A 26603-nucleotide genomic window follows, 5' to 3' on the forward strand; every position below is an offset into this window, starting at 1 on the left:
CGTCGCATGGCCGGCCCCGACCTCTCCGTCGACCTCCCGCTGCTGAAGCAGCTCAAGAAGGACCTCGACGCGATCGTCAAGGAGTTCACCGACGCCGACGACTTCAGCGACGACGTCGCCGACGCCACCGGCCACGACGCCCTCCACGACAGCGTGCGCGACTTCGCGCACAAGTGGAACGACAAGCGCAAGAAGATGACCGCCAACGTCGACGCGTTGCAGAAGCAGATCAGCGCGATCACCGACGGCTTCACCACCGTCGACAGCAAACTCGCCAAGGCCCTCGAGGACGCCCACACCGAGCAGCAGAAGCAGAAGATCGGAGGCGCGAAATGAGCGACACCGAGTACAAGCCGCTGAAGGGCGACCCGGACCTGCTGCGCACCAAGGCGCTCCACTACAAGCACATCGGCGAGGCCATCGCGCGCTCCGTGATCACGCTGCGCAAGATCCACGACGAAGACACGATGAAGAGCAAGGCCGTCGACGCCGTCCGCAGTTCCGCGCACGACGTCGCCGACGACATCGACAAGGCCCACGACCGCTATCAGCAGACCGCGGATGCCCTGCTCGAGTACGCGTCGTCGCTGCGCACCGCTCAGGAGGACGCGAACCGCGCCATCCCCGACATCGAGCAGAAGCAGCAGGACGCCGACCACGCGCACACCGCCGCGCGGACCGCCCAGCAGGACGCCGACGACGCGAGCGACGCCGACAAGTCCGACAAGACCACGGCCGCCTCCCAGGCGTCGGATGCGGCCGGGGATGCCGACGGCGCCCTGCGCGCCGCCCAGCAGAAGTGGCACGACGCCGAGAACCTCAAGAACACCGCGGCGGACAAGGCCATCGGGCTCATCAAGGAGGTCGTCTCCGGCAAGAAAGAGCACGGCCTGAAGGACTCCTGGTGGGACAACTGGGGCAGCAAGATCCTGAACGTCGTCAAGTTCATCTGCGACGTGGCCGGATTCCTGTCGATCTTCCTCGGCTGGATCCCGATCTTCGGCCAGATCCTGCTCGTGCTCGCCGCAATCGGCGCGCTCATCACGCTGGTCGAGTCGATCGTCGCCGCGGTGCAGGGCAACGGCTCCTGGTGGGCCGTGCTGGGCGCCGCCGCCATGTGCGTGCTGACGATCTTCGGCGGCAAGCTGTTCGCGATGGCCGCCAAGGAGCTCAAGGGCTCGATGATCCTGTCCACCGGCCTGAAGGGCTCGAAGGAGCTGCGCGAGCTGCAGGGCGTCACCAAGGGCAGCAAGGAGTTCATGAGCTTCAAGGCGGCGCGCAAGGCGGTGCGCAAGCCGCTCACCGACGCCTTCCGACAGCCCTTCCGCCGCTCGGGTAACGACTTCGCCATCATGAGCAAGTTCCAGAAGGGCGAGTACACGTTCACCCAGGCCATGGGCAAGGCGGCCAAGAACGCGTTCCCCAAGCCCTCCTTCGACTGGAAGGGTGCGGCGGGGCTCAACAAGGATCTGCTCTCGGCCGCGCACATGGCGAAGGACTCGCGCGTCGTCGTCACGACCGGCATGAAGGCCAAGGCCGTCGCCCTCACCGGCTTCCAGATGTACACGACCGAGAACAAGATCATGGGCCTCGGCAAGGACCTCGGCGCGCACGATCCGATCACCCTGATCAAGGACGGCGCCGGCTTCGCCGGCGGCAGCTACAGCAAGGTGCCCGAGCTCGCGGGCAACGTCAAGGACTTCGTCGGGAAGATGTGATCATGCCCGCCGCAGCCCTTCGCGACATCGCCGACTTCCGCCTCGGGCTCCCCGAGGAGTGGTATCCGATGCCGCTCGACGACAGCGGCCGCAGCTGGCCGGGCGAGCTCGCCGCCTCCCTGACCGACGATCCGGATGCGGCGACCCGCCTGACCGGCGAGCTCGAGTCGGCCCGCGCGGCCTTCGTGGGCATGGACGACCCGCTCATCCGCGCCGCCGTCTGGGTCGGCGAGCCCGAGAGCGGGCACGCGGACGCGGCGATGGTGTTCGCGATGGCCGAGCTCGACGAGATCGGGATGCCGGACCAGTACGAGCGCTTCCTCGCCTCGTACGCGAACCGCACCACGGACGGCGAGTTCTACTACAACGTGAGCACCTGGCGGTCCGCGGTGCCGGCCGGCGAGGTCGTCGCCTCGCACAACCTGGTGGCGCATCCGGAGGCGGACGACGCGGAAGGCTCGCTGCTCGAGGAGCGCGTCGTCATCGCGGTCTATCCGCCCGGGGCGGCGCAGGCCGTGCAGTTCATCTTCTCGGCGCAGGGGCTGGGCTCCTTCGAGAACATGCCGGAGCAGACCCAGTCGATCGTGCTGAATCTCCACGTGCGGCTGGAGGGCGAGGCATGAGCGAGAAGGAATCCGCCGCCGACGTGCGATCGGTTCCCGCGCCGGGCGGCGGCTACACGCTGATCCTGCCCGGTGCCTGGTTCGCGTTCGCACTCGGCGACGAGGAGGACGTGAAGCGTCGCGTGACGGCCCTCGTGCGCAAGCAGATGGGCCGCGCCGACCGGCTGGCCCGTCAGCGCCGTGAGGTGACGGAACAGGTGCACGAGACCGCGCGCCGCGCGCGGGAGGCCGGCTGCGCGTCGATGTACCTGGCGCTGGAGATCCTGCCCGACGTGCCCTTCCCGGCCGCCATTCTCGGCGGCGACGTCGCGTGGCCGCCCACCGCGACGGATCGCGCCCTCGGCATCGAGGAGGCGCTGCGAACCGGATTCCCGGACGCCGAGGTCGTCGCCCATCGGATGGGGCCCGCGGCGCGCACCATCGAGTTCGGCACGCAGGAGATCGGCTCGCAGTCGACGCCGACGATGCGCGCGCAGTTCCGCATCCCATACCCGGACGCGTCGCGCCTGCTGGAGTTCACCATCTCGACCCCGATGATGGCCGACCCGGAGCTGTGGGCCGCGCTCTTCGATCAGATCGTCGACTCGCTCACCTGGGCCGAGCCGATCGCCGTTCTCGATGACGCGCCGGCCGTCTGACGCCGAGCTGGCCGAGCGGCGCGCCCGCGTGGCCGCGTCGAACCGGCGGTCCGGGGCGACCCTCTCGATCACGGGGGCCGTGGCGGCGCTGCTCGCGCTCATCGCGCTCGTGGGCGGGACGCTCCTCGGTGCGGACTTCGCCCGCATCGCGACCGGCATCCTGCTGCTGGTCGCCGCCGGATGCCTCGTGCTCGGGGAGCAGTTGCGCCGCGGCCGCTGGGGCGCGAATCCGGCTCCTCCCGCGACGGCGCTCCCCACCGCATCGATCGTCACCCGCTTCCGGCTGCTGCCGATGGGCTGGCACCTGCTCTGGCTGGTGCTGGGAGCGCTCGTCTCGATCGCGCTGCTCGTGCTGCCCGCCATCGCCTTCTCCGACGTCGATCTCGCGGCCGTCTGGATCGTCTACGGCGCCGTCGGGGTCGGTGCGGTGGCCGGGGGCGCGGTCTCGCTGCTGAAGAAGGCGGTCTGGCGCTCGGGCGCCTCGCGTCATCCGCACGGCGGCGACCCGGCGCGCGGGCGCGTCTTCTGGCGCTGGATCGGCTACCGCTGGCGTCTCGACATCTGGGCGGCGGGGATCGGCGGGTTCCTGTTCGGCCTGATCCCCACCACCCTGCCGGACGTGGACGACAGCGCGACCGGCGCCGGAACGGCCCTGCTGGTCATGCTGATCGCCGGAGCGGTGCTCGTCGCCGTCGGCATCGTCGCGAGCACCCAGTTCTGGCGGTCGGGCGAGTCGCTCGGATCCGGCGAGAGCCTCGTCTGACGTCTCTCCCGGGACGCAATCGGCGGTTCCCTCAGTCGCGCGGTCGGCGGGCGGCCCGGCTGACACCGGTCTGAACCCGCTCGGCGACGCGGGTGCCGATCCGCCGTCCCGTCGCGGCCGCCTGACGGCCGACGTCGGCAGCCTGCTCGGTGACCCCGGGCGGCAGCGCCTGCGTCGCGGTCGCGACGACGCGCGTGCCCCAGCGCCGGGCCGCCGCGACCCGGTAGCGGCTCACCAGGCGGCGACGGCGACCGGCCGCGGTGCCCGCGGCATCCAGCACCTCGTCGACCTCGCTCCACAGTGCCGCCACCTGCTCGTCGCTCACGGCGGCGCCCGCGAACACCGCGTCGTCGGTGCGCTCGGCGAGCGCCGTGACGGTCGGCGTCGTCGCCGGTGCCAGCTCGTCCGCCGCCATGAGCCGCGTCGCGCGCAGAGCGGGCTGCGGGTAGCCGAGCTCGCTCAGGCGGTCGACGAGCTCGTCCCACGCTCCGCCGGCCGCCCGGTCGCCGCCGGGAGCCCGCCGACGCCGGCCCCGGCGCTGCTTGAGCAACCCGATCACGAGCATCGGCAGGAAGACGATCGCCGCCGGGGTCACGAGGCCGAGGGCGAGCCCGATCACCCAGCCGGGCAGCGCGAACAGCCCCTCGTCCCTCTTGTGCGAGTCGGTGATCTGCACGGGCGTCACGAGGTCGTCGTGGTCGTTCTGGGTGCGCGGCGGCTGACGCACCTGCGGCTGCGGCACCGACTGCGGCTTCGGCTGCTGCTGCTGCGGGACGTCGGTGTCGGTCGGGGTCGGGAAGAACGGGATCCATCCGACTCCTGGAAGTCGACCTCGACCCAGGCCGTCACGTCGTCGCCGGTGACGGTGACCGGGCCGCCCGACGACGGCACCTTGGGGGCGAAGCCCATCACGACGCGCGCGGGATCGTTCATGCTGCGGGCCATGAGCGCCATGAGGGACGCGTACTGCTCCTGGTCGCCGACCATGTGGGCCGAGGAGATCATCTCCTCCATGCGGTCGGCGCCCTCGCCCGCCCGCGACGGCGACTGGTCGGAGGCCGTGCCATGGCTCAGGAATCCGTGGGACTTCAGGTACTTCTCGATCGCGCGCAGCTTGTCGATCGGCGAATGCGCGTCCTTGGTGATGTCGCTCGCCTTGGCGCCCACGGGGTCCGGGATGTCGGAGACCGGCGGCAGCTGGATCGACGCCACCGGCGTGTGCTGCAGCGACGCGTCCGAGGGCAGGCGCTGGTCCCGCGCGGTCAGGCGGTACCGCTGACCCTTCCGGAGGCTCGAGGTGAGCACCGTCGTGCCGGTCGCGGCGTTGTAGCGCACGTCCTCGAGGCTCGCCGCCGGCGACCCCGAGAACGTCAGCGCGCCCGTGTAGCCGGTCGACGGCACCCAGACGTCCGAGTAGCCGAGCACCGAGACATCCAGCGCCGTCGCGCCCTTCGTGATGCCGGGAGTGGGTCGGGGAAGTCGCGGCCGATGAGCCGGAACTCGCCCGACCCATCGGTGGACTGCTCGGCGCCCGCGACGCCCCAGACGACGCCGTCGTAGGTGTCCATCGTGGCGATCCGCAGCTTCTGGCCCGAGTGCAGGCCGGAGACCCGGAACAGGTCGGTGTCGTGCAGGTCCTTCGTGTAGTGACGGAACCCCGCGAGCGGCGCCGGATAGTCGAGTGGCTCGAACGGCGGCTGCACCTGCTCGCGCAGCACGAACCGGTGCGCGGACGCGGGCGCGAGCACCGCCCCCGCCCGCGCCGATCGCGATCGCGCCGGCCACCAGGATCGCGGTGCCGGCCAGCTTGCGCCGCAGCAGCATCCGGTTCCCGCCGACGGCCACGCCGCCGCCGAACGGGCGCCGCCATCCCAGCCAGATGAGCGAGATGGCGGCGAAGGCGACACCGCGCACCGCCGCGAAATACGGCTCGTCGGTGCCGAGCAGCACGCCCGCCGCGTAGACGATCGTCGGCCCGACGAGCACCGGCGCGAGCCGGGCCACGGTGCGCCGGCCGGTGATGAGCCACCGGGCGGCGAGTGTCGCGGCGACGAGCATGACGAGCCACGCGGCCACGTAGGCGACGACGTCGATGTAGAACGGCAGGCTCACCGGCGGGCGGAGCGTCACGACGTCCGCCCAGCCGAACACGGCGCCGAGGGCCAGACCCGAGAGGGTCTGCAGCGTCGGCAGCACGACGCCGAGCGCGATCGTCGGCATGCTGAACGCGCTGCCGAACAGGAAGTAGCCGACGATCGCCACGGCGACCGTCGTGAGCGCCCCGAGCCGGTAGCGTGCGGCGAGCACCGCGACGGCGCCGCCGACGAGGAGCCCGCCCGCGCCGGCCAGCAGGTAGCCGAGATCGCGGAACGCCGGCCCGAAGCCGAGCAGGCCGATGACCGTGAGCACGGCGATCACCGCCAGATCGGTCCAGGTGCGGGCGGTGATCGCTCGCGGCGCGGCGCGCTCGGCCCGGCCGGTGGCGCGGGTCGCAGCAGGCGCGACGGCGCTGCGGGGCGTGCTCGCCCGGGTCTCGCCCGACTCCGCGCCCGCCGCGCTCACGAGAGCCTCCGCACGAGCCGTCCGAGGTCGTCGAGGGCGCCCACGGTGCCGATGCGCAGGCCGCGGATCACGTCGAGGCGGGTGGCGCCGCCGGGGTCGGCCCGGAACCCCAGCGTCTGCACCTCGCTCCCGAACAGGCGCTGCACCCCCGGATCCCTCCCACGGGCGTGCGCGATCCCCCGATCACGATGACGACGCTCGGGTCGGGCAGCTGCGCGGTGACGTCGCGGGCCATCTCCCGCACCGTGCGGAACGCGCTCGAGACCCGCTCCAGCCGGCAGCTGTCGTCGAGCATCGTCGTGACCGTGCGAGTGCGCAGCTCGCGCGCCTCGCTCACGACACTCACCCGGTTGCCGTCGCGCAGCACCTGCCCCGCGAGCGATGCCATGATCGAGACGCCGAGCTCGAACTCGTCGTCGGAGGCCCAATGCGTCTTCGCGTCGTCGAACACGATCGTCAGCCGCGAGCGGCGGGTCTCCTCGAACTGGCGCACCATGAGCTGCCCGGTGCGCGCGGTCGTGCGCCAGTGCACGTTGCGCAGCGGATCGCCCGGCTGGTAGGGCCGCAGCGCGTGGAACGAGATGTCGCTGTTGACGACCGTCTTGGTCGTCTCGCCCTCGAGGTCGCGGATGAGGCCGGCCGCCGACGGAGCCAGCGGCGTCGTGACCGGATGCACGAACAGCTCGACGGGGTCGGTCCAGCGCAGCGCCCGCCGCAGCAGTCCCAGCTGGTCGCCGCGCACCGAGACGGCGGGGCCCGCGACGATCACGGCGCGGCGGTTGGTGGGGATCGCGAACAGCTCCTCGTGCTCGGCTCCGGGCTGCAGCGGTCCGATCACGAACTCGGCCAGCCCGGCGCCGACCGGCAGCTCCATCCGCGAGGGCGCCGAGCGCTTCTGACCTGCGTTCGCGACGACCATCCGGCCGAGCGCGCGATCGCCCGCGGTGACGCGACGCGGCGTGAGCTCGATCAGCACGTCATAGCTGCCGCGGCCGAACACGAAGGCGGCCGCGAGGATGAGCCCGGCCGCCAGCGTGATCGCGAGGTAGACGAACTCCTGCCAGCCCAGGACGAACCCGACGACGGCGCTGCCTGCCGCGGCCGCGAGCACGAGCCAGCCCAGGCCGCTGACGATCGCCAGCCGCGGCGCGAGCACCGTGCGGGCCCGACGTCCGGCGTAGGCGGAGATCCGGCCGGCCGTGCGCAGCCGGTCTCCGGCCGCCCGGGCCCGCGCCGTCCACGGCGACGCACGCCCGAGCGGCGCGGGATCGGCGGCGGCGGTCATGCGGCGCGGTAGGCCGGGGGCTCGATCTCGGCGACGATGCGCGTGATGACGTCGATGCCGGTCGTGCCGGCGAACTCCGCCTCGGGGTCGACGATGACGCGGTGCGCGAGCACCGGCACCGCGAGCTCGCGCACGTCGTCGGGCGTCGCGTAGGCGCGGCCCTTCGACAGGGCCCAGGTCTTGATCGCGCGCGCGAGCGCCATGGCGCCGCGCATGCTGACGCCGAGCGTGACGTCCTCTCGCGTGCGGGTGGCCCCGACGATGCGGTTCACGTACTCCATGACGCTCGACTCGACGTGCACCTCGGCGACGAGCTGGCTCATGCTCGAGATCGAGGCGGCCGCGATGATCGGCTGCACCCGGTTGGCGCGGGCCCGGTCGCCGGGATCGAGCAGCAGCGAGAGCGCGGTGGCGTCATCCGGGTAGCCGAGCGAGGTCTTGATGAGGAACCGGTCGAGCTGCGCCTCCGGCAGCGTGTACGTGCCCGCCTGCTCGATCGGGTTCTGCGTCGCGATCACCATGAACGGCGAGCCCACGGGATAGCCCACGCCGTCCACCGTGACGACGCCCTCCTCCATGACCTCCAGGAGCGCGGACTGCGTCTTCGGCGATGCGCGGTTGATCTCGTCGGCGAGCACGATCGACGCGAAGATCGGGCCCTTGTGGAACTCGAACACGCCCTTGGACTGGTCGTAGATCGTGACGCCGGTGACATCCGAGGGCAGCAGGTCGGGCGTGAACTGGATGCGCGAGTGCGTGCCGTCGATCGTGTTCGCGAGCGACTTGGCGAGCACCGTCTTGCCGGTGCCCGGGAAGTCCTCCAGCAGCACGTGCCCGTCGCTCAGCAGCGCGGTGAGCACGAGCCGGATGACGTGCTGCTTGCCGAGGATCGCCTTGTCGATGTTGTCGACGAGCTTGCCGAACGCGTCGGCGAACCAGGTCGCCTGCTCCTGGGTGACGGGCATGTGTGCGGTCTCCTTATCCCCAGGCACCGGAGTGCGTGGCGTCCATGTTGATTCCGTTGCCGGAGATGTGCACCCAGATCTCGTCGTGCTCACCCACCGTGCCGAACGTGTAGTCGAGTACGACGGATCCGCTGCCGCTCATGTGCGCGGAGAACGACGGAGACTCCGAGTGACCGGAGCTCTGGCCCGCATCGCGGTCCCAGATCACCAGCGTGTAGGTGCCCGACGGGAAGTCCTGGTAGTTGACCTTCACCTTGTAGCAGTTGACGGGACAGCCCGAGTAGCCGTTGTACTCCGGCCCCTTCACCGTCTGGGCCGCGGGCTTCTTGTCACTCGGCGAGACCGTGTTCGACTTGGCGGAGTCATGGGTGGAGCCGCCCGCGACGGCGCGCACGACCATCGTGTAGTTCGAGCCGAAGTTGCCGTTGAACTGCCACCCGGAACTGTGCACCCCTTGTCGTCGCCGTTGATGATCACGTGGTAGGTCACCGGGGTGCCGTAGGTGGTCGCGGCGCCCCAGGTGGCCGTGATCGTCTTGTCGCCGTCGGCGCCGGTCTTCAGGCGCGGGCTGCTCGGGGCACCCACGCCGGGCATCGCGGCCTTCGACGCGACGCTCGGCTTGCTGGTCAACCCGCCCTTGTTGGTGGCCGTCACCGTGAAGGTGTAGTTGCTTCCGACGGCCAGCCTCGCGGTCGCGCTCGTCGTCGTCGACTGGCCGGTCGCACCGCTGTTCGAGCGCCAGGTGTACGTCGTGATGTCGCGCCCGTTGCCGGTGGCTCCCGACCAGGTGAGCTTCACGTGGCCCGAGCCGTCGTTCGTCGGGGTGGCCGTGACCGTCGTCGGCGGCGTCGGTGTGCCGAACGGGATCGCCACGGTGCTCTGCGCGGAGGGTGCCGTCGCCCAGGATGTTCCGCGCGAACACCGTGAACTGGTAATGGCCGCCGTTCACCAGGCCCGTGACGGTCGCCCGCGTGCTCCCGGTGCCCACGGACTCCTCGCCGGACTTGCCGCCGTCGGAGCCGATCCATCGGATCGTGTAGTCCAGGAGCGGCTCGCCGTTGGTCGCCGGGATCTTCCACTCGATCGTGACCTCGTGATCCTTCTCGCTCAGCACATTCGGCGCGGGCTGGATCTGGCTCGGCACGTCGCGCACGGTCACCAGCAGCCGGCCCGTCACGTCGCGACTCGCGTCACCGGTCGCATCCCGCACCGTGTACGTGATGCTCACCACTCCGATGAACGAGGCGTCGGGCCTGACCGTCACGTGGCCATCGGGCGTGAACGACACGGCGGCGGAGGTCTGCGCCGAGTTGTCGACGGTGGCGCGGGTCAGCTGCAGCGGCTTGCCCTGATCGGCGAACGGGTTGTAGTCGTTGGCCAGGACGTCGATCGGTGCGGTGGCCTTGGCGCGCTGCGCCTTGACGTCGTCCTCGATCGCCTGAGCGCGCGGCCGCGTCGAGGGCACCGTGACGACGTGCACGGTGCCGGGCACCGTGAAGGAGCGGAAGGCGATGGTGAAGTGCAGGTCGGCGGTCGTGCCGACGCGGGTGCCGAGCGGTGACGACACGCTGAGCGTCGCGCCGGACAGGTCGCCGTGGATGAAATCGGTGCCGCCCGTCAGGGCGCCGTAGCGGAACTGCGAGACCACCGACCGGTTCGGATGGGCGGTCGCGGCCCGCAGGTCCACCTCCTGGCCGGCTCGCCCGCCTCGATCTGCACCGTCATGGCGGTGAACGAGGGCGCGACGTCCGACTGGTCCGGATTGCCGACCGTCAGCGGCATCGTGATGAGCGTGACGCGGCCGGTCGGCTGGGTCGCGGTCGGTCCGTCGGTGACCTGGAACGTGATCGCGGTCTGGCCCCGGAAGCCCTTGCGCGGTGCGTAGCGCAGGGTGTTCTTGTCGACGACCAGCTTCGACCCGTCGCTGCCCGTCGCCGCCACCTGGTCCGGGTGCGCGAGGGTCACCGGGTTCCCCGAGGGCACGACGAGGATGTCCTTCAGATCCCACTGCTTCGAGCCGTCCTGCGGGACGACCGGGTGCGTGCCGGGCTTGAGGTACGGCGGCGGGCTGTAGTCCGACCCGACCCGGGGCGGCACGATGATGAACGCCTCGGCGCTGAGCTTCGGATCGTCGGGATCGACGACCCTGTAGGCGATGGCGACGCGGTGATCCTGGGCGTGCACGGTCACCCTCTGGCCGGCGACGTCGGCGAGTCCGGCGTTCGGCCCGACCGTGCTGACCTTGAGCACGTCGTTCTCGCCGTTCGGGTTCTGAATCAGGCGCGACACGTCGACCGTGTACTGGGCCTTCTTGCCGAGGTCCTCGGACGAGATGTACCGGTCCTCGGCCGTCGGCGGTTGCAGCGGCGCCTTCTTGTCGACGCGCACGATGATGAACGCGTCGTCCTCGCCGCCCTGGCCGTTGGTGATGCGGTAGCCGACGTTGTAGGAGCCCTGGGTCTTGGGCGCGACGATGAGCACCCGCGCCCCCTCGGTGTGCGCCTTCAGGTGCTTGTCGATGTGGGTGAGCTTCTTCTCCAGCGTGATCGGGTACCCGTTGGGGTCGGAGTCGTTCAGCAGCGGCTGGACGGCGATCGTCTTGCCGGGTCGCACGGAGACGGTGTCGTCGACCGCGTTCGGCGGCTGCGACTCGGCCGCCCGCGGGATCACGCCGATCCGCACCTCGCCGACCGCGGTCTTGCCGAGGGCGTCCTGCACCGAATAGCGGAAGCTGTCGGTGCCCGCCGAGGTCGGGTACGCCTCGTAGGTGAAGTGGTCGCTCGCGCTTTCGACGATGCGGCCGAGCTGCGGCGCGCTCGTGTAGCCGACCAGGGTCACCGAGTCGCCGTCGGGGTCGATGCCGTTCAACGGCACGTCGATGCGGACCTTCGCGCCCGCGAACGTGCGCGCGGTCTGCGGATCGGGCACCGGTGCGCGGTCGCCCTTGACATCCGGGGCCGTCACCGTGAGATCGACCGTCGCGTCGGCGGCCTCGCCGTACTGATCGGCGACCCGGTAGACGACCGAATAGACCCCCGGCTTCTTGGGCGCCTGGTAGCGCAGGGTGTCGCCGGAGACGAACACGACACCGTCGCCGGCCGCGTGCGTGTCGACCAGCCGGGGCTGCAGGGTCAGTTGCGCCTGGTCGGGGCTCGAGTCGTTGTCGAGCACATCGACCGTGGCGATGTCACCCGCGCGCACGGTGGCGTGGTCGTCGACGGCGATCGGCGGCTGCCGGTCGACGACGGGCGGTACCGGCACGATCGTCACGCCCGCGACCGCGCTCGCGTCGCCGTCGGAGACGGTGTAGGTGAACTGCGTCTGCGTGGTGAGGGACGCCGAGTCGCTGATCCGCACGATCGTGTTGTTCAGCACCTCGACCTTGACGCCCGGATCGAGGGCGGACGTGTCGATCGACTGCACCGCGAGCACCTTGCCGGTGGGCGACACGTCGTTGTCGAGCACGCTCACCTCGCTCGACTGGCCCTGGCGCAGGTAGGCGGTGTCGGTGACGGCGACCGGCGGGATCGCGTCCTGCGGCCGCTGCGCGAAGTCGGCCCGCACGATGCCGACCGAGGTGCTCGGCCCCGCCCCGAGCTCGTACTCGAAGTAGACGGTGCCGGGACGGCTCGATGTCACGTCGACCGTGCCCTGGTCGAGGTTGGGGGTGACCGTGGCGCCGCCCGGCACGTCCTTGACGCCCAGCAGCTGGAGCGGCTGCCCCGAGGGCGAGGTGTCGTTCTGCAGCGGGGAGATCTTGATCGTGTCGCCGGCGAAGCCCTGACCGAAGTCGGGCGTTCCCACCGGGTCGAGCGAGCCGGCGGGCTTGACGGCGACCGTGAGCTGGCCCGTGGTCGAGGCGCGCCCGTCCGAGACCGTGAAGTTCACCGTCTTGAGGCCCACCTGGCCGCTCGTGGACTGGAAGGTGAGCGTGCCATCCGGCGTGAAGCGCACCTGGTCCTGCGACGCGGGCGCGGCGTTCTGCAGCAGGATGTCGTCGCCGTCGGGGTCGCGGAAGTCCTGCAGCACGTTGTAGGTGATCGTCTGGCCGTCCTCGACGCTCACGGCGGCCTTGCGATGCGAGACGGGGGCCGAGTTGCGATCCGGCGGCACGACGTGGACGTCGACGGTCGTGTCCGCCGTGCCGTTGGGCCGGCCGTCGCTCACGGTGTAGCGGAACGACGCGCTGCCGGCCGCATCCGCCGCGGGGGTGAACTGCAGCGCGCGACCGCCGTCGATCGGATCCAGGTGGCCGAGCGAGTCGGGGATCGCCGTGAAGTCGGTGATGACCAGCACGTCGCCGTCGGGATCGGTGTCGTTGTCGAGCACGGGCAGCACCGTGGTGCGCCCCGCACGCACGCCGAACGTGTCGGGCGTCGCGGTCGGCGGGTGGTTGACGTTCGTGCGCTTGGCGAGCGTGTCCTCGAACGACTCGACGCTCGACTTCGTCTTGTCGATCTGGTCGTTCTGCTGCTCCTTGGGCGGTGTGACCTCGTCCCAGTTGTCGACGAGATGCAGCGAGTCGGCCATGACCCAGACGTTGCCGGTGTCGAGGTTGTTCAGGGCGACCACGTGGCCGTTGACCCGGAAGGCGAGCTCGTCGCCCGAGGTCTTCTGGTGGATCGTCGCCTTCTGCGGCTGCCGCCCGTCGCACGCCAGCAGATAGCGCTGCGAGGCGCCCCACGCGCCGTGGGCGCAGCCATCGACCCAGACCGGGGCGATCGCCCCGTTGCCGGAGGACGAGTCGGGGATGCCGGCCATGATCCGCGTGACCGTGCCGCCGCCGAGCGGCACCTCCATGAGCTCGTCGCGCCCCTCGAGCACCGCATATCCGTGCGCCGCGCTCGCCTGCTGCAGCTTGAGCGCGGGAGCCGGCAGCTCGACGGTCGGGCCGCCGACGACCAGGAGCTTCTTCGCCCCGGGCTCGAGCACGACCGCCTTCTCGCCCACCGACGAGATCTGATTGTCGACCGGGATGTCGGCCCCGGCCGTCGTCGGACGCGCCCCCGGCCGCGGCACGGTGACGATCTCGTGGTTCTTCGGCGAGGTCGCGACGACGACGCCCGTCGGCGTGACGGTCGCGTGCCCGCCCGCGCCCAGCTTGATGTCGGGGTGCCGGGTGGCGGGGTCGAAGCTCAGCTGGTTGCTCACGTCGATCGACCACAGCGCACCGTTGGAGGGGTCCACGATCGCGAGGGTCGAGCCGCCGAGCGCGACCTCCGCGTTCTTCGGCAGGTCGGCGCGCTGGCCGAGCGTCGTGTAGGCGGGATCGATCCGCTCGAGCGTGTGGGCCGTGCGGTTGATCAGGAAGACGTCGCGGCCGGACTGGACGACATCCATCGACGCGGTCGTCGCCTGCACCGACGCGTCGAGCTCGTCGATCTGCCTGTTGAGCCGGCCGGCGAGCTCCTGCTGGGAGTTCGTCACCCAGACGTCGCGCTGGGTGAGGTCGACGTCGCTCACCGGGAAGCCGTGGTACAGCGCCGCCACGGTGAGCGGCACCCCGGCCGCCACCGCGATCACGGCGGTCGAGCCGATCGCCTTGCGGGCGCGGCTCCAGCCGCGCAACCAGCGCAACACTCGCAACCCCCGGGTCTCATCGGACGTACTCTCGGGCCGTCCCTGAACGACGCTCGACGCTAACACGGCCCTCGAAGGGGGCGAATGGGGAGCACTCCCCACGCGGGCGCCGAGACCGCGTCGGGGCTAGTCCGACTCGGAACCGGCGTCGTCGAGCAGCGGCAGGTCGTCGACCGAGACGAGGTGGCTCGCGATCGCGTATTCGACGAGCCGCGCCCGGCGGCCGGTCGCCAGCCGGCCCGGGCCGCCGCGGAGCCCCGGCACCCCGAGCTTGTCGAGCTTGTCGCAGACGTTGTCGAGCTTGCGATTGAAGGTGGTCATCGACCACCCCAGCCGCTTCGCGGCGTCGGCGGATGCGGGGATCGCCCCACGACCCGGAACCGACTGGGTGAGCACGCCCTCCGCGAGCGCGAGCACGAGCTGGCGCTGCGTGCGGGTGAGCGTCACGGGCATGACGGTCGTCGCGCTCGAGAGCGCCGCTCCCGAGGTGCTCGTGTTGAACCAGTCGGCCTCGGTGCGGATCGTGAAGTCGTAGGTGGTCGACCCGGCGCTGAACATGACGTGCATGACCGGGAAGACGATGGGCAGCCGCGCGCCCGGCGCGAGCCAGGCCTGCACCTGGCCGGTGCCGTCGCTCACCGTCGCGGAGAGCAGGCTGCCCACGTTGGAGAGCCACCACATGTCGTACTCGACGGCGAGGCGGAGGAAGTGCCGGTGCAGGTAGGGGTTCTCGTCGATGCTGAGGTCGCCCTCGCGCCCGATCGTGAACTCGTCGCCGGGCTGCACGACGTACTCCTCGCCGATGAAGTCGACGGTGAGCGTGCCGATGGCCGGAGCGCTGGTCACGGATAGCACCCCGTCGTCGCCTCGGAGGTGCGGCCGTCCGGTGCGATCGTGTCGAGCCTGACGCAGACCCGCTGGTTCGGGGTGAGGCCGGTCCGCACGACCACCGGCGTGCGCACCGAGGTCTTCGCGTCCGCGTTCTCGCCCGGCGCCCACTGGTAGCCCGCCGCGTTCTTCACCGGCGCGAACGTGAAGGTGACCGCCGTGCCGTCGGCGCTCGCCGTCGCGCGGACGAATCGCGGCGCCTCGGGCGCGCCGCCGATGACGGCGCTCGAGCCGGAGGCGGTCGGGCTCGGGGTCGGATCGACGGCCTGACCCCCGTGAGCACGATCGACGTCGTCACCGCGGCGGCGACCACGACGAGGGCGACGGCGGCGAGGACGACGCGCAGGCGCGGGACGCGGCGGCCCGGCCGCGGTTCGACGGGCGCCGCGGTCGACGGATCGGGAGCCGGCGCGGCCGGCTCGGGGCGCGGGCGGATGACGGTGTGCTCGGGAGCGGACGACGCGGACGCGGGCGCCTCGGCGGCGGGCGCCTCGGGCGACACGACGGCGAGACCCCGGACCCGGGTGGGCGCGAGCTCCGCGGCGGCGACGGCCGCGGCCGGATGCCCGGCGCCGGCCGACGTCGGCGCCGGCGCGGCGGGCTGCGCGTGAATGGTCGCCACGCCGCGCACCCGGGTCTCGGGGGCCTCGTCGGTCGGGGCGACGGCATCCGGCTCGTCATCCCCGCCGATGGAGGGGAGCTCGATGCTCGTCGGTGCGTAGCCGAGCTCGAGCTCGACCCTCTGCAGGGCCCGGGCGAACTCGACCGCGGACTGGTAGCGGTCGACGCGACGCACGGCCATGCCCTTGGTCAGCACCGCGACGAGCGAGGCGGGCACGTCGTCCCGGTCGAGCCGGGTGACGGCCCCGCGCTCGATGCGGCCGATGAGGTCGAGCGTGCCGTTGGACCGGCCGGGCACCTCGAACGGGGTGCGGCCGGCGAGCAGGGTCCAGATCGTGGCGGCGAGCGAGAAGACGTCGGAGCGCACGTCGGGATCCGGATCGTCGTCGAACATCTCGGGCGGCGACCACGGCACGCTCATGCCGATCGACTGCCCGGTGCCGCCGGTCTCGTCGCCGCGCGGGATGCCGGCCGTCATGGTGTGGATCGGCAGCTCCTCCACCGCGGACGAGATGCCGAAGTCGGTGAGCGCCGGCCAGCCGTACTCGTTGGTGAGCACGTTGGCCGGCTTGATGTCGCGATGCAGGATGCCGGCCGCGTGCGCCGTCGCGACCGCGCTCGAGAGCCGCACCCCGGTGCGCAGCGCATCGGCGACCGAGAACCGCTCCCTCTTGTACTGCTCGCTGAGGCTCGGGCCGGCGCAGTACTCCATGACGAAGTACGGGCGCTCATCGGGCGTGATGTCGGCGGAGTAGATGGTGACGATGTACGGGTGCGCCGAGAGCTGCGCCATGAGGTTCGCCTCGTCGACGAAAGCGCGGCGCGCCGCGGGCGTGAGCTCCTCCGCGAGCAGCACCTTCACGGCGACGGGGCGACGCGGCAGCCGCTGCAGGTAGAGGAAGACGTCGGAGAAGCCGCCGGCGCCGAGCAGGCGCTGGTACTCGTAGCCCTGCAACTCCGGGGCGGCCGAGGCGGTCCGCCTCATGCGGCGTCCCCCGCGCCCGTGTCCGCGCGCTCGACGCGCAGTTTCGACTCGCCCAGGTCGATGACCGTGCCCGGGATCACCGGAGTCGGCTCGTCGGCGCGCAGCAGTTGGGGCTGCTTGCCGGGCAGCACGACCGAGGTGCCGTTGCGGGAGCGCAGGTCGGTCACGACGACCGTGTCGCCCTCGAGCGCCACACGCACGTGGCTGCGGGAGACGTCGGGGTCGCCCTCGATCGTGACGAGGCGCGGCATCCGGCCGTCGACGACGCGGGCGGTCGGGGCACGACCCAGGATGAGCTCCCCGACGAGGGCCTCTCGATGGCCGTCGGGCAGGACCAGCGCGTAGCGGTGCGCGGCGGCGGCAGGGGCGATCTCGTCCGGCGCGGGTCGGGTGCGGGTCGCGCGACCCCGCAGGTCTCCGCTCAGCACCGTCTCGCCGTCGTGGTCGCCGTCGTCGTCGATTTCGTCGTCGGCCGATGCGCCGGCGCCGGACTCGTCGTGGGGCGGCGCGGCCGGCGCGGAGGCAGAGGCGGGCGCGGGCGTCGGCGGGTCGGCCTCCTCGTCGACCGGCTCGGGGCGCACCGCCGCGGCCTCGACCGGCCGCACGATCGTCGCCTCGAACAGGCGGTCGTAGCCGAGTCCCCCTCGTCGGGCTCGACCATCGTGTGCTCGTCGACGGCCGGGATGAGCGCGGGGGCGGGCGAAGGGGCAGGACCGGGGGCCGGCGCGGGGCTCGGATGCGCGGCAGCTGCGGGCGACGGCGCGCGGTCGGACGCGGGCCGGGCCGCGGACTCCCCACGTCGATCCGGACACCGAGCACGGCGCCGCGCTCGAGCGGGAGGGCGGCCCCGGTCGACGCGACGGGAGCGACGAGCGAGGCCGAGGCGGCATCCACCTCGTGCTCCATCCAGGTGCGGGCGCCCCGCCCGGTGAGCTCGTCGACCGCGTCGCCCGCACCGGCGACCCGCACCACGGCGTGGCCGCGGATCACCGCGTGCCGCGGGCGTCCCGCCTCGTCGGTCAGCACGAGGGCGAAGTCGGGGGCGACCGAGACGCCCGAACCCGCGAGCACGTCGAGCACCGGCTGCACCGGGTCGCTCGCCGAGAGCGCCGCGAGCAGCTCCTCGGCACGCTCCGCCGCGTGCGCGACGAGCAGCGCGCCGGCCGGCCCGACGACCGCGAGCCATGCCCCGGACGGATCCGCGACCACCCGCGCGGTCATCCGATGCCCCGCGGCAGGGTGTCCTCGAGCTGGCGGGGGCGCTCGCGCGTGCCCGTGCCAACCCGGGTGGCGTCGTCGCCGCCGCCGGTCTCGACGACGATCGCGCTCACGTTGTCGCGCCCGCCGGAGGCGAGCGCCGCCTCGACCACGGCATCCGCGAGCGAACCGCCGTCGTCGCCGGTGTGCGCCGCGAAGATGTGCTCCATGCGCTCGAGCGGCAGCTCCTTCGTGAGGCCGTCGGAGCAGATGAGGAAGGACTGCCCGTCGACGTACGGCAGCAGCCAGACGTCGACCTCGACCTCCTCGAACGGGCCGATCGCCCGTGTGATCGTGTTGCGCTCCGGATGCCGATCGGCCTCGAGCGGCGAGAGCTCGCCCGCTTCGATCAGCTCCTGCACGACCGAGTGATCCACCGTCAGCTGCGTGAGGGTGCGGCCGCTCCAGCTGTAGACGCGGGAGTCGCCGACGTTGACGATCGTCCAGTGCTTCTCGCCCTCGGCCGAGACGCTGACGGCCATGCCGGTGAGCGTCGTGCCCGAGACGGTCTCCGCCCCGAGCGCGTGCACGGCGGCGTTGGCCGCGTGCACGGCCTCGACGATCGCGGCCGCCGCGGTGGGCCGACCCGCCGGGATCGCGGCGTCGATGACCTCGATCGTCGTGCGGCTCGCGACGTCGCCGCGACTGTGCCCGCCCATGCCATCGGCGACCAGGTAGACGGGGTAGCGGGCGAGCACGCTGTCCTCGTTGACCTCGCGCACCCGGCCGAGGTCGGTGCGGACGCTCACCAGGGGCTCGGCGTCCCGGGGGCGCGGCGCGGCGGGGTCATCGTTTCATTGAACACCGGATCGGGCGGCGGCGGGGTGGGGAGCGCTCCCCATGGCCGTGTCAGCACTCGATGCGCACCGTGTAGCGGCCGAGCTCGAGGTCGGCCGGCAGCGAGACGAGCAGGCCGCCCTCGGCCGGCACGGGGGCGCGTCCCCCGGCGAGCACGAGCGTCGTGCCGTTCGTCGAATGCAGGTCGCGCACGCGCACGCCGGCCGGGTCGGGCGTGAGCAGGACGTGGGTCTTCGAGACGGTCTTCTGCGGGTCGGCGACCGTGACCGGGTGGGCATCCGGCGCCTCGTCCGGCTGCGAGGGATCCCTCCCGACGATCACGGCGCGGTCGAGGGCGATCTCCTCGCCGCCCGGCAACACGAGACGCCAGGCCGCCGGCGCGGCGGGAGCCGGCGGCGATGCCGCCGCGGGCGGCGCACCGGGCCCGGGCGCGGCCGCAGGAGCCGGCGGCAGGATCACGGGCGGCACGGCGGCATCCACCCGGGGGACCCGGCGTGTGGCGGATTCGAGCCGTGGCTGGTCCGGCGGCGGCGTCCCCGCCCCGCCCGGACGGGCGCCGGGCAGGAGGAACGGGTTCTCGCTCATGTCGCCGGCTCGAGCAGGGCGAGGTCATCCGCCGTGATCAGGCGCGTGGCCACCGCGTACTCGACGAGGCGCAGCCGACGGTTCGTCGCGAGACTGTCCCGGCCACCGCGCAGGCCGCTCACGCCGATGCGGTCGAGCTTCTCGCAGACGTTGTCGAGCTTGCGGTTGAACGCCGTGAGGGTCCAGCCGAGACGCGCAGCCGCCTCCGCCGAGCCCGGGATCTCGCCGCGGCCGGTCGACCCGCCACGCAGCAGCGGCTCGGCGAGCGCGACGACGAGCTGGCGCTGGCTGTGGGTGAGCGGCACGTGGCCGATGGTCTCGTCCGCGGAGCCGACGGTGCGCGGGGTGGGCAGCACGGGCGGGCCGAAGAACGCCGCGTCGCTCGAGATCTCGAGCTCGTAGCTCGTCGACCCGGCCCCGAACACGACCTGCACGCGGTCGAACACGAGCGGGAGCCGGGCGCCCGGCGCGAGCGTGGCCTGCACCTGGCCGCTGCCGTCGGTGAGGGTCGCCGACAGCAACGTGCCGACGTTCTCGAGCCACCAGAGGCCGACCTCGGAGCGCAGGCGCAGGAACTGGCGGTGCAGGTACGGGTTGTCGTCGACGTTGAGGTCGGCGTCGCGGCCGATCGAGAACGCGGTGCCCGGTCGCACCTCCGCGCTCCGGTCGCCGTAGCGCACCCGCAGCGCGGTGAGGGGCGGTGGCACGGTCTCGCCGCTCAGCCCGCCGCGGGAGGCCGTCCCGGCCGGCAGCGCCGACGCGGGGCCGCTCATGCCGTCTCCCGCACCGTCATCATGACGCCGCCACCGAGGTCGATGACCGTGTCGGGCAGCACGACCGCGGGCTCCCCCGCGCGCAGCCGCCGCGGTGCCGCACCCGGCATGGTGACGCTCGTTCCGTTCTTGGAATCCAGGTCGGTCACGACGACGGCGCCGCCGGCCACCTCGATGCGGGCGTGCGTGCGCGAGATGTCCTTGTCGCCGGCCGCCACGACGACGAGCCGGGGCGGACCGCCCGATGCGTCGTGTCCGGGGTCGCTCGGCGAGCGCCCGACCAGGACCGGACGGGTGAGCGGCTCGACGTCGCCGCCCGGCAGCTCGAGGGCGAGCACCGGTCCGGATGCCGCGGCCACCGCCGGCGGCTCGGCCGGCTCGTGCTCCTCCAGCTCGTCCACGAGCACCGTGCGCCCGTCGTGGTCGCCGGGGCGTGCGGGGTCGGGATTCGGGATGCGCACCGAGTCACCCGAGATCGTGCGGTAGACCGTGTCGCCGAAGAGGAACGCGTAGGGCTCGTCCTCGACGGCAGGCGCGCCGGCGGCAGCCGCCGCGGGAGCGGCGACCGCGGCGATGGGGGCGACGGGAGCCGTGGCGGGCGACGCCGCACGCTCCTCGCGCGCCGGCACCAGCGTCGTATGCGCGTCGGCCTCGTCGAACCGCTCGGCGGCCCGGCCGACGACACCCGAAACCGCCGGACCGCCCGGCAGCAGGGTCCAGCTCGACCCCGGCACCCTCAGTCGCAGCTCGTCGACGCCCTCGAGCACGCGCTCGGTCCACGTCGTGACGCCCGCGCCCGAGAGCCTCTCGGCCCCGGCATCCACCTCGGCCGCGCCGCGGAGCACGATGCGCGCGATGCCGCCGGCCGCATCGATCAGGGCGAAGTCGGGCGCCGCGGCGATCCCGCCGCTCACCAGGCGCTCGAGCGCCGCCCGGAACCCGTCCGGTCCCGCGAGTCGCGCCGTCAGGTCGCCGATCTGCGCGGGGTCGCCGACGGCGAGCACCGCATCCCCGACCGTCGCAACGGTCCATTCCCCGTCCCGGGGTTCGTCCTCAGGATCATGAATGCCTCCTCGGCCTCGTGTCCTCGAGCTCGGTCCCCAGCATCCGGTCGAGAGTCTGCTCGTCCACGGGCGGCTCCGCCAGTCCCGCGAACTCGGGGCGTACGATCACCGCGCTGACGTTGTCGTGGCCGCCTGCCCGCACCGCCGCCTCCACCAGGTCGTGGGCATCGGCACCATCGGCGAGCATCCCGGCGATCGCCGCGTCGTCGAGCTCGCGGGTGAGCCCGTCGGAGCACAGCAGCAGGGCCGGCTCGTCGCCCGGCAGTCGCAGGTCGAGCACCCGCACGTCGGGCAGGGCCGTGTCGTGGGGCCCGAGCGCGCGCGTCACCACATTGCGATCCGGATGCCGCTGCGCCTGCTCCGCATCGATGATCCCGGCATCCTGCAGCTCCTGCACGAGCGAGTGATCGCTCGTCAGCCGGTGCAGCACGCGGCCGTCCCAGCCGTAGACCCGTGAGTCTCCGACGTGCACGACCATCCACGCCGCAGGGTCGACGAGGACGACGGCGGCGAGAGTCGTGCCGGCCATGCTCTGCCCGCCGACCCGGCGCACGTCGGCGTTCGCTCGCCGCACGGCCTCCCGCACCTCGGACGTCGTCGCCGGCCGGTCGGCGGGCAGCACCGCGCGCAGCGCGGCGACGGCGGCCGCGCTGGCCCGGTCGCCGAGCGCGTGACCGCCCATGCCGTCGGCGACGGCGAACACCGGCGCTTCTGCGAGCACCGCGTCCTCGTTGACGGCACGAACCGTCCCGCGATCGGAGGCGACGCTCACGCGCAGCACCAGCTCGCCGTCGGCGACGGTCAGCCGCTGCTCGGTCGCGCGGGCGCTCATCGCGCTCCGCCGCCGGGCTCGCCGGTCCTCGGCACGGCGGCCAGGCCCCGCGCCGCCATCCGCCGCGCCCAGCCGGTCAGCGACGACAGCCGGTACCGGCGCAGCACACGGCGCCCCCGGGACAGGCGGTGCTCGGTCGACTGGATGACGGCGAGCGCCTCCGCCCACACCGCGTCGGCCTCGGCGGCGGTCGCCGGGCGGGCCGCGAACACGAGCTCGTCGGTGCGCCGGGCCAGGGGCTCGAGCGTCGCCGTGGCCGTCGCGGTTCCCACGGCATCGGGCGCGCGTCCCGCGGCCGGCAGCTCCCGCAGCCGCGCGTCGAGCGCTCCCGCGACCCGTGCCCGGGTGCCCGGTGGAGGCGGCCCGATGCCGAGCTCGTCGAGCCGATCGACGAGCTCCGACCACGCCCCGGCGGCGGCGTCCGGGGCGCGGGCCGCCGCGCGTCGGCGCCGCATCCTGCGCGCCTTGAACAGGGCGACGACGAGGGCCGGCAGGAGCACGATCGCCAGGGGGATCAGCACGCCGAGTCCCGCCGCGACCACCCAACCGGGCAGGCCGAACAGCGACACGTCCTTCTTGTCGCCGTCGTCGATCTTGACGTTGGTGACCAGGTCGTTCTCGTCGCTGTTGCTGCGCGGCGGCTGGCGCACCTGCGGCTGCGGCTCGGTCTGGGGCTTCGGGTTAAGCGCCTGCGGCACATCGGTCTGGGTCGGCGTCGGGTAGAACGGCACCCAGCCGACGCCCTGGAACGCCACCTCGACCCACGCGCTCACGTCGTGGCCGGTGATCTTGCGCGGCGTCGCGGGGTCGGCGCCGTCGGGCACCTTCGGGGCGAAGCCGAACACCACGCGGGCGGGGTAGTGCAGGCTGCGCGCCATGAGCGCCATCGCGGAGGCGTACTGCTCGTCGTCGCCGACCATGACGTTGCCCGAGAACAGTTGCTCCATGCGGTCGGCGCCGTGCCCGGCGAGCGACGCGACCGTGTCCGACGACGTGCCGTGCGAGAGGTACCCCTTGGTGTGCAGGGTCTGCTCGATGTTGCGCAGCTGCCCGATCGCGCTCTTCGCGGAAGCCGCGAACTCGGTCGCCTTCGCTGCCACGACATCCGGGATGTCGGTGACCGGCCCCAGCTGCACGTTCGCGGTCGGCACGCTGCGCAGCTGGTCGTCGTCGGGCGCAGCCCGCTGCGTCTGCGCCGTGATCCGCACGGCGTCGCCCCGGGCGAGGCCACCGAGCAGCACCGTGCCCCCCGTCGCGGCGTTGTAGCGCAGGCTCTGCCGCGCGGCGTCGCCGAGCCCGGCGCCGCCGGGGCCCGTCACGGTCAGGGCCTGCGTGTAGCCCGGCGTCGGGATCCACACGTCGTCGTAGTCGCCGACCGTGATCGTCAGGGTCTGCCGACCCCCGGCCGCACGAGCGGCGGAGCCGGATAGGCGCCGCCCACGAGCTCGAAGCTGCCGGATCCGCCGCTCGCGACCTGCGCACCCGCGACGTCCCAGACGTGGCCGTCGTAGCCGTCCATCGTGGCGAGCCGCAGCCGCTCATCCGGTTTCAGCCCGCGCACCGTGAAGATGGTCCGGTTCGCGTCGATCTTGGAGTAGCGCCGGAACCCCGACAGCGGGCTTGCGACGTCGATCGGCTGGAACGGGGGCTCGACCTTCTCGCGCAACACGAAGCGGTCCTGCGGCGGCGGCACGAGCACCGAGCCGCTCACGGCCCCGAGCACGACGGCCGCGCCGATGACGATCGCGGTGCCCGTGACGCGGCGCCCGAGGGTGCCGCGTCGCCGCTCGACCCGGATCTGCTCACCCGTCGTGCCCCGCCATCCCAGCCAGACCAGCGCGATGGCGGCGAACAGCACGCCCCGCACGCCCGGGTAGTAGGGCTGCTGGGTGCCCAGCAGCACGCTCCCGACGTAGAGCGCGGCCGGCCCGAGCACCAGCAGCGACGCGCGTGCCGCGGTGCGCCGGCGCGGCAGCCAGCGGGCGGCGAGGGTGGAGCCGACGAGCCCGACGACCCAGGCCGAGGCGTAGGGCACGACCGTGACGTAGTCGGGCAGGTCGACGGGCGCCCGCAGCGTCAGGATGTCCGCCCAGCCCCACACGGCGCCCACGCCGAGACTCTGCACGCTCGTCAGCGTCGGCACGACGGCGGCGAGCGCCTGCTCCGGCACGGCGAGCGCGCTGCCGAACAGCAGGTACGCGACCAGCGCGAGCGCGACGGTCAGCAGCACGCCGAACCGGAGCGCTCGGGCGGCGAGCGCGGCGCCCGCGCCGACGACGAGCCCGCCCGCGCCGGCGAGGAGCCAGCCGAGATCGTGATAGCTCGAGGCGAGCCCGACCACGCCGATCATCGCGAGCAGCAGCGGTACCACGACGTCGACCCAGGTGCGGAACGACATCGGCGCGCGGCTCACGAGATCCTCCGCAGCAGCTTCGGCAGGTCGCCGAGCTCGGTGACCGTCAGCACCCGCAGCCGCGACACGACCTGCAGTCGCGGCTCGCCCCCGCGCTCGACCCGGATCGCGACGAGGTCGGTGTCCGGCGGGAAGGCGGTCTCGATGGCGCGCAGCTCCGCCACCGGGGTGCGCGATCCGGTGACGAACACGACGACCGCGGGTGCCGGCAGCAGGGCCGTCGCCGCGCGGGCGAAGTCGCGCGGGGTCGCATAGCGCTGCACGGGCGCGAGCCGGCAGCTGTCGTCGAGCAGTGCGCCGACGGTCGCGGTGCGCAGCTCGGCCTCCTCGCCGAGGATGCGCGAGCGGGTGCCGTCGCGGATCGTCTGCACCGCCACGGACGCGGCGACCGACACGCCCAGCTCGAACTCGGCATCCGGATCGTCGGAGTCGGGATCGGCGTATGCGCGCCGCTCGGCGTGGTGCAGCAGCACGAGGTCGCTGCGCCGGGTCTCCTCGAACTGGCGCACCATGATGACGCCCGTGCGCGCCGTCGTGCGCCAGTGGATGTAGCGGCGATCGTCGCCCGGCACGTAGGGGCGCAGCGCGTGGAAGGCCAGGTCGTTGCTCGTGAGGGTCGGCGTGGTGCGGCCCTCGAGGTCCTTGACCAGCCCCGCGGCCGACGGCGCCAGCAGTGCGGTGCGCGGATGCACGAACAGCTCGATCGGATCCGCCCACCGCACGCGGCGGCGCAGCAGCCCCAGCTGATCCCCGCGCACCGCGATCGCGGGACCGGCGACGATCACGGCGCGGTGCGCGGTGGGCACGGCGAACAGCTCCTCGTGCTCCGCGCCGGGGGCGAGCGCCGGGATGTCGAACTCGGCCCGTCCGCGCCCCACCGGCAGCTCGAGCCGGCCCGCACTCGCGCGCCGCGACCCGGCGTTGGCGACCAGCAGCCGTCCGAACGCGCGCTCCCCGCGACCACCCGGCGGGGCGAGAGCTCGATCGTCACGCGATAGCTCGCGCGGCCGATGAGGAACAGCGCCGCGACGAGGAGCCCGCACACCAGGGTCAGGGCGAGGTAGCTGAGCTCGGCCCAGCCGAGCACCGCGCTCGCGACCCCCGCCGCGACCGCGGCGAGCGCGACGATCGCGCCCAGCGGGCTGACGATCCCGGCCACCGGTGCGCACGCCGCGGCGACCCGCCCGGCGGCGAGCCGGGCGAGTCCGAGGAGCGAACGCAGCGCGGTCATGCGGTGGCGTTACCGGGCCCGCAGCTCGGGCGGCGCGATACCGTCGACCACGCCCGCGACGACCTTCTCGGCGCTCTGGCCGGCGAACGCGGCCTCCGGATCGAGCACGAGACGGTGGGCGAGCACCGGCACGGCGAGCTCCCGCACGTCCTCCGGGGTGACGTAGGCGCGCCCGGCCGCGAGCGCCCACGTCTTCGCAGCGCGGGCGAGCGCGAGCGCTCCGCGCATGCTGACGCCGAGCTGCACGTCACGGTGCTCACGGGTAGCCGCGGCGATCCGCGCCAGGTGGTCCATGACCGCGGGATCGGTGTAGACGCCGTCGGTCAGCCGCGCCATCTCGGCGATCGAGCGGGCCGCGATGATCGGTACGACCTTCGCGGCGCGGGCCCGGTTGGCCGAGTCGAGCAGCAGCGCGACCGTCGTGTCGTGGTCGGGGTAGCCGAGCGAGGTCTTGACGAGGAAGCGGTCGAGCTGCGCCTCCGGCAGCGTGTACGTGCCCGCCTGCTCGACCGGGTTCTGCGTCGCGATGACCATGAACGGCGAGCCCACCGCGTGGCCGGTGCCGTCGACGGTGACGACCCCTCCTCCATGACCTCGAGCAGCGCCGACTGGGTCTTCGGCGATGCGCGGTTGATCTCGTCGGCGAGCACGATCGAGGCGAAGATCGGTCCCGGGTGGAACTCGAACAGGCCCTTCGCCTGGTCGTAGATCGAGACACCCGTCACATCCGAGGGCAGCAGATCCGGCGTGAACTGGATGCGCGAGGTCGTGCCGTCGATCGTGTTGGCCAGCGCCTTCGCGAGCACGGTCTTGCCGGTGCCGGGCACGTCCTCGAGCAGGATGTGGCCGTCGCTCAGCAGCGCCGTGAGCACGAGCCGGATGGCGTCGCGCTTGCCGAGGATCGCCTGGTCGATGTTGGCGACGAGCTTCTCGAACGCATCGGCGAACCAGCCGGCCTGCTCGGTGGTCACGGTGACGGCCTCGGTGGGCGGCACGGCGGCGGTCGCCGCGGGCGTCGCGTT

Annotated in this window: 24 protein-coding genes and 1 pseudogene; 5 read left to right on the forward strand and 20 right to left on the reverse strand. The window is 72.8% G+C overall.

Annotated elements, in window-relative coordinates:
- Positions 1-6: 6 nt before the first annotated feature.
- Genes QQK35_RS04095 through QQK35_RS04115 form a run of 5 tightly spaced genes read left to right on the forward strand, consistent with a single transcriptional unit; the run spans position 7 to position 3742 of the window.
- Positions 7-336 carry a hypothetical protein gene (locus QQK35_RS04095; protein WP_284253050.1) on the forward strand — a complete coding sequence of 110 codons (330 nt, stop codon included), beginning with the start codon at positions 7-9 and terminating at the stop codon, positions 334-336.
- Positions 333-1718 (forward strand): putative T7SS-secreted protein, encoded by a 1386-nt coding sequence (locus tag QQK35_RS04100; protein WP_284253051.1) that lies wholly within the window; start codon positions 333-335, stop codon positions 1716-1718. Before QQK35_RS04095 ends, QQK35_RS04100 begins: the two co-directional genes overlap by 4 nt.
- A 2-nt stretch (positions 1719-1720) precedes the next feature.
- Positions 1721-2341: a hypothetical protein gene (locus QQK35_RS04105; protein ID WP_284253052.1), complete on the forward strand. Its 621-nt coding sequence runs from the start codon at positions 1721-1723 to the stop codon at positions 2339-2341.
- Positions 2338-2979: a hypothetical protein gene (locus tag QQK35_RS04110; RefSeq protein ID WP_284253053.1), complete on the forward strand. Its 642-nt coding sequence runs from the start codon at positions 2338-2340 to the stop codon at positions 2977-2979. Before QQK35_RS04105 ends, QQK35_RS04110 begins: the two co-directional genes overlap by 4 nt.
- Entirely contained in the window at positions 2960-3742 is a 783-nt protein-coding gene (locus tag QQK35_RS04115) for a hypothetical protein (protein WP_284253054.1), read from the forward strand. The genes QQK35_RS04110 and QQK35_RS04115 overlap by 20 nt, the downstream gene beginning before the upstream one ends.
- A gap of 31 nt (positions 3743-3773) precedes the next feature.
- Here the strand turns inward: QQK35_RS04115 and QQK35_RS04120 are convergent, their stop codons facing one another.
- From QQK35_RS04120 to QQK35_RS04215, 20 genes and pseudogenes are all read right to left on the reverse strand, one after another.
- Positions 3774-4484, reverse strand: a complete 711-nt coding sequence (locus tag QQK35_RS04120) for a hypothetical protein (protein ID WP_284253055.1) — start codon at positions 4482-4484, stop codon at positions 3774-3776.
- Positions 4424-6304, reverse strand: coding sequence for a transglutaminase-like domain-containing protein (locus QQK35_RS04125; RefSeq protein WP_284253056.1), 1881 nt, complete (start codon positions 6302-6304; stop codon positions 4424-4426). The genes QQK35_RS04120 and QQK35_RS04125 overlap by 61 nt, the downstream gene beginning before the upstream one ends.
- A gap of 67 nt (positions 6305-6371) precedes the next feature.
- Positions 6372-7589, reverse strand: coding sequence for a DUF58 domain-containing protein (locus QQK35_RS04130; protein ID WP_284253057.1), 1218 nt, complete (start codon positions 7587-7589; stop codon positions 6372-6374).
- A complete protein-coding gene (locus QQK35_RS04135; protein ID WP_284253058.1) occupies positions 7586-8554 on the reverse strand; it encodes an AAA family ATPase in 969 nt (322 codons plus the stop codon). Before QQK35_RS04135 ends, QQK35_RS04130 begins: the two co-directional genes overlap by 4 nt.
- A 13-nt stretch (positions 8555-8567) precedes the next feature.
- On the reverse strand, positions 8568-10202 hold the full coding sequence (locus QQK35_RS04140) for a fibronectin type III domain-containing protein (protein ID WP_284253059.1): 1635 nt from the start codon (positions 10200-10202) through the stop codon (positions 8568-8570).
- The gene (locus QQK35_RS04145) at positions 10172-14122 is read right to left on the reverse strand and encodes an Ig-like domain-containing protein (protein WP_284253060.1); all 3951 of its coding nucleotides are present in this window, start codon (positions 14120-14122) and stop codon (positions 10172-10174) included. Before QQK35_RS04145 ends, QQK35_RS04140 begins: the two co-directional genes overlap by 31 nt.
- Positions 14123-14260: 138 nt before the next feature.
- Complete coding sequence (locus QQK35_RS04150) at positions 14261-14962, reverse strand: FHA domain-containing protein (RefSeq protein ID WP_284255598.1); 702 nt, start codon at positions 14960-14962, stop codon at positions 14261-14263.
- A 14-nt stretch (positions 14963-14976) separates the two neighbouring features.
- On the reverse strand, positions 14977-15156 hold the full coding sequence (locus tag QQK35_RS04155; RefSeq protein WP_284253061.1) for a hypothetical protein: 180 nt from the start codon (positions 15154-15156) through the stop codon (positions 14977-14979).
- Positions 15153-16628 carry a serine/threonine-protein kinase gene (locus QQK35_RS04160; protein ID WP_284253062.1) on the reverse strand — a complete coding sequence of 492 codons (1476 nt, stop codon included), beginning with the start codon at positions 16626-16628 and terminating at the stop codon, positions 15153-15155. Before QQK35_RS04160 ends, QQK35_RS04155 begins: the two co-directional genes overlap by 4 nt.
- Positions 16625-17233 carry an FHA domain-containing protein gene (locus QQK35_RS04165; protein ID WP_284253063.1) on the reverse strand — a complete coding sequence of 203 codons (609 nt, stop codon included), beginning with the start codon at positions 17231-17233 and terminating at the stop codon, positions 16625-16627. The genes QQK35_RS04160 and QQK35_RS04165 overlap by 4 nt, the downstream gene beginning before the upstream one ends.
- Positions 17234-17845: 612 nt before the next feature.
- Positions 17846-18634 (reverse strand): PP2C family protein-serine/threonine phosphatase, encoded by a 789-nt coding sequence (locus QQK35_RS04170; RefSeq protein ID WP_284253064.1) that lies wholly within the window; start codon positions 18632-18634, stop codon positions 17846-17848.
- A 100-nt stretch (positions 18635-18734) separates the two neighbouring features.
- Complete coding sequence (locus QQK35_RS04175) at positions 18735-19268, reverse strand: FHA domain-containing protein (RefSeq protein WP_284253065.1); 534 nt, start codon at positions 19266-19268, stop codon at positions 18735-18737.
- Positions 19265-20041: an FHA domain-containing protein gene (locus tag QQK35_RS04180; RefSeq protein WP_284253066.1), complete on the reverse strand. Its 777-nt coding sequence runs from the start codon at positions 20039-20041 to the stop codon at positions 19265-19267. Before QQK35_RS04180 ends, QQK35_RS04175 begins: the two co-directional genes overlap by 4 nt.
- Entirely contained in the window at positions 20038-21045 is a 1008-nt protein-coding gene (locus QQK35_RS04185) for an FHA domain-containing protein (protein ID WP_284253067.1), read from the reverse strand. The genes QQK35_RS04180 and QQK35_RS04185 overlap by 4 nt, the downstream gene beginning before the upstream one ends.
- A gap of 55 nt (positions 21046-21100) precedes the next feature.
- Positions 21101-21937 carry a PP2C family protein-serine/threonine phosphatase gene (locus QQK35_RS04190; protein ID WP_284253068.1) on the reverse strand — a complete coding sequence of 279 codons (837 nt, stop codon included), beginning with the start codon at positions 21935-21937 and terminating at the stop codon, positions 21101-21103.
- Complete coding sequence (locus QQK35_RS04195) at positions 21934-23295, reverse strand: transglutaminase-like domain-containing protein (protein WP_284253069.1); 1362 nt, start codon at positions 23293-23295, stop codon at positions 21934-21936. The genes QQK35_RS04190 and QQK35_RS04195 overlap by 4 nt, the downstream gene beginning before the upstream one ends.
- Positions 23296-23321: 26 nt before the next feature.
- Complete coding sequence (locus tag QQK35_RS04200; protein ID WP_284253070.1) at positions 23322-24350, reverse strand: transglutaminaseTgpA domain-containing protein; 1029 nt, start codon at positions 24348-24350, stop codon at positions 23322-23324.
- Complete coding sequence (locus QQK35_RS04205) at positions 24347-25228, reverse strand: DUF58 domain-containing protein (protein ID WP_284253071.1); 882 nt, start codon at positions 25226-25228, stop codon at positions 24347-24349. The genes QQK35_RS04200 and QQK35_RS04205 overlap by 4 nt, the downstream gene beginning before the upstream one ends.
- Positions 25132-25581: a hypothetical protein gene (locus QQK35_RS04210; protein ID WP_284253072.1), complete on the reverse strand. Its 450-nt coding sequence runs from the start codon at positions 25579-25581 to the stop codon at positions 25132-25134. The genes QQK35_RS04205 and QQK35_RS04210 overlap by 97 nt, the downstream gene beginning before the upstream one ends.
- A 9-nt stretch (positions 25582-25590) precedes the next feature.
- Positions 25591-26552, reverse strand: a pseudogene (locus QQK35_RS04215) (AAA family ATPase).
- Positions 26553-26603: the final 51 nt, after the last annotated feature.

The organism is Pseudolysinimonas kribbensis (assembly GCF_030161895.1).
In the GTDB taxonomy this organism is placed as follows: Bacteria; Actinomycetota; Actinomycetes; order Actinomycetales; family Microbacteriaceae; genus Pseudolysinimonas; species Pseudolysinimonas kribbensis.

Bases quoted from the DNA above. Each gene is read 5' to 3' on its own strand.
- QQK35_RS04105 (WP_284253052.1), top strand. From the start codon at position 1,721: ATGCCCGCCGCAGCCCTTCGCGACATCGCCGACTTCCGCCTCGGGCTC.
- QQK35_RS04190 (WP_284253068.1), bottom strand. From the start codon at position 21,937: ATGAGCGCCCGCGCGACCGAGCAGCGGCTGACCGTCGCCGACGGCGAG.
- QQK35_RS04130 (WP_284253057.1), bottom strand. From the start codon at position 7,589: ATGACCGCCGCCGCCGATCCCGCGCCGCTCGGGCGTGCGTCGCCGTGG.
- QQK35_RS04160 (WP_284253062.1), bottom strand. From the start codon at position 16,628: ATGAGGCGGACCGCCTCGGCCGCCCCGGAGTTGCAGGGCTACGAGTAC.
- QQK35_RS04135 (WP_284253058.1), bottom strand. From the start codon at position 8,554: ATGCCCGTCACCCAGGAGCAGGCGACCTGGTTCGCCGACGCGTTCGGC.
- QQK35_RS04095 (WP_284253050.1), top strand. From the start codon at position 7: ATGGCCGGCCCCGACCTCTCCGTCGACCTCCCGCTGCTGAAGCAGCTC.
- QQK35_RS04100 (WP_284253051.1), top strand. From the start codon at position 333: ATGAGCGACACCGAGTACAAGCCGCTGAAGGGCGACCCGGACCTGCTG.
- QQK35_RS04110 (WP_284253053.1), top strand. From the start codon at position 2,338: ATGAGCGAGAAGGAATCCGCCGCCGACGTGCGATCGGTTCCCGCGCCG.
- QQK35_RS04180 (WP_284253066.1), bottom strand. From the start codon at position 20,041: ATGAGCGGCCCCGCGTCGGCGCTGCCGGCCGGGACGGCCTCCCGCGGC.
- QQK35_RS04115 (WP_284253054.1), top strand. From the start codon at position 2,960: ATGACGCGCCGGCCGTCTGACGCCGAGCTGGCCGAGCGGCGCGCCCGC.
- QQK35_RS04175 (WP_284253065.1), bottom strand. From the start codon at position 19,268: ATGAGCGAGAACCCGTTCCTCCTGCCCGGCGCCCGTCCGGGCGGGGCG.
- QQK35_RS04210 (WP_284253072.1), bottom strand. From the start codon at position 25,581: ATGACCGCGCTGCGTTCGCTCCTCGGACTCGCCCGGCTCGCCGCCGGG.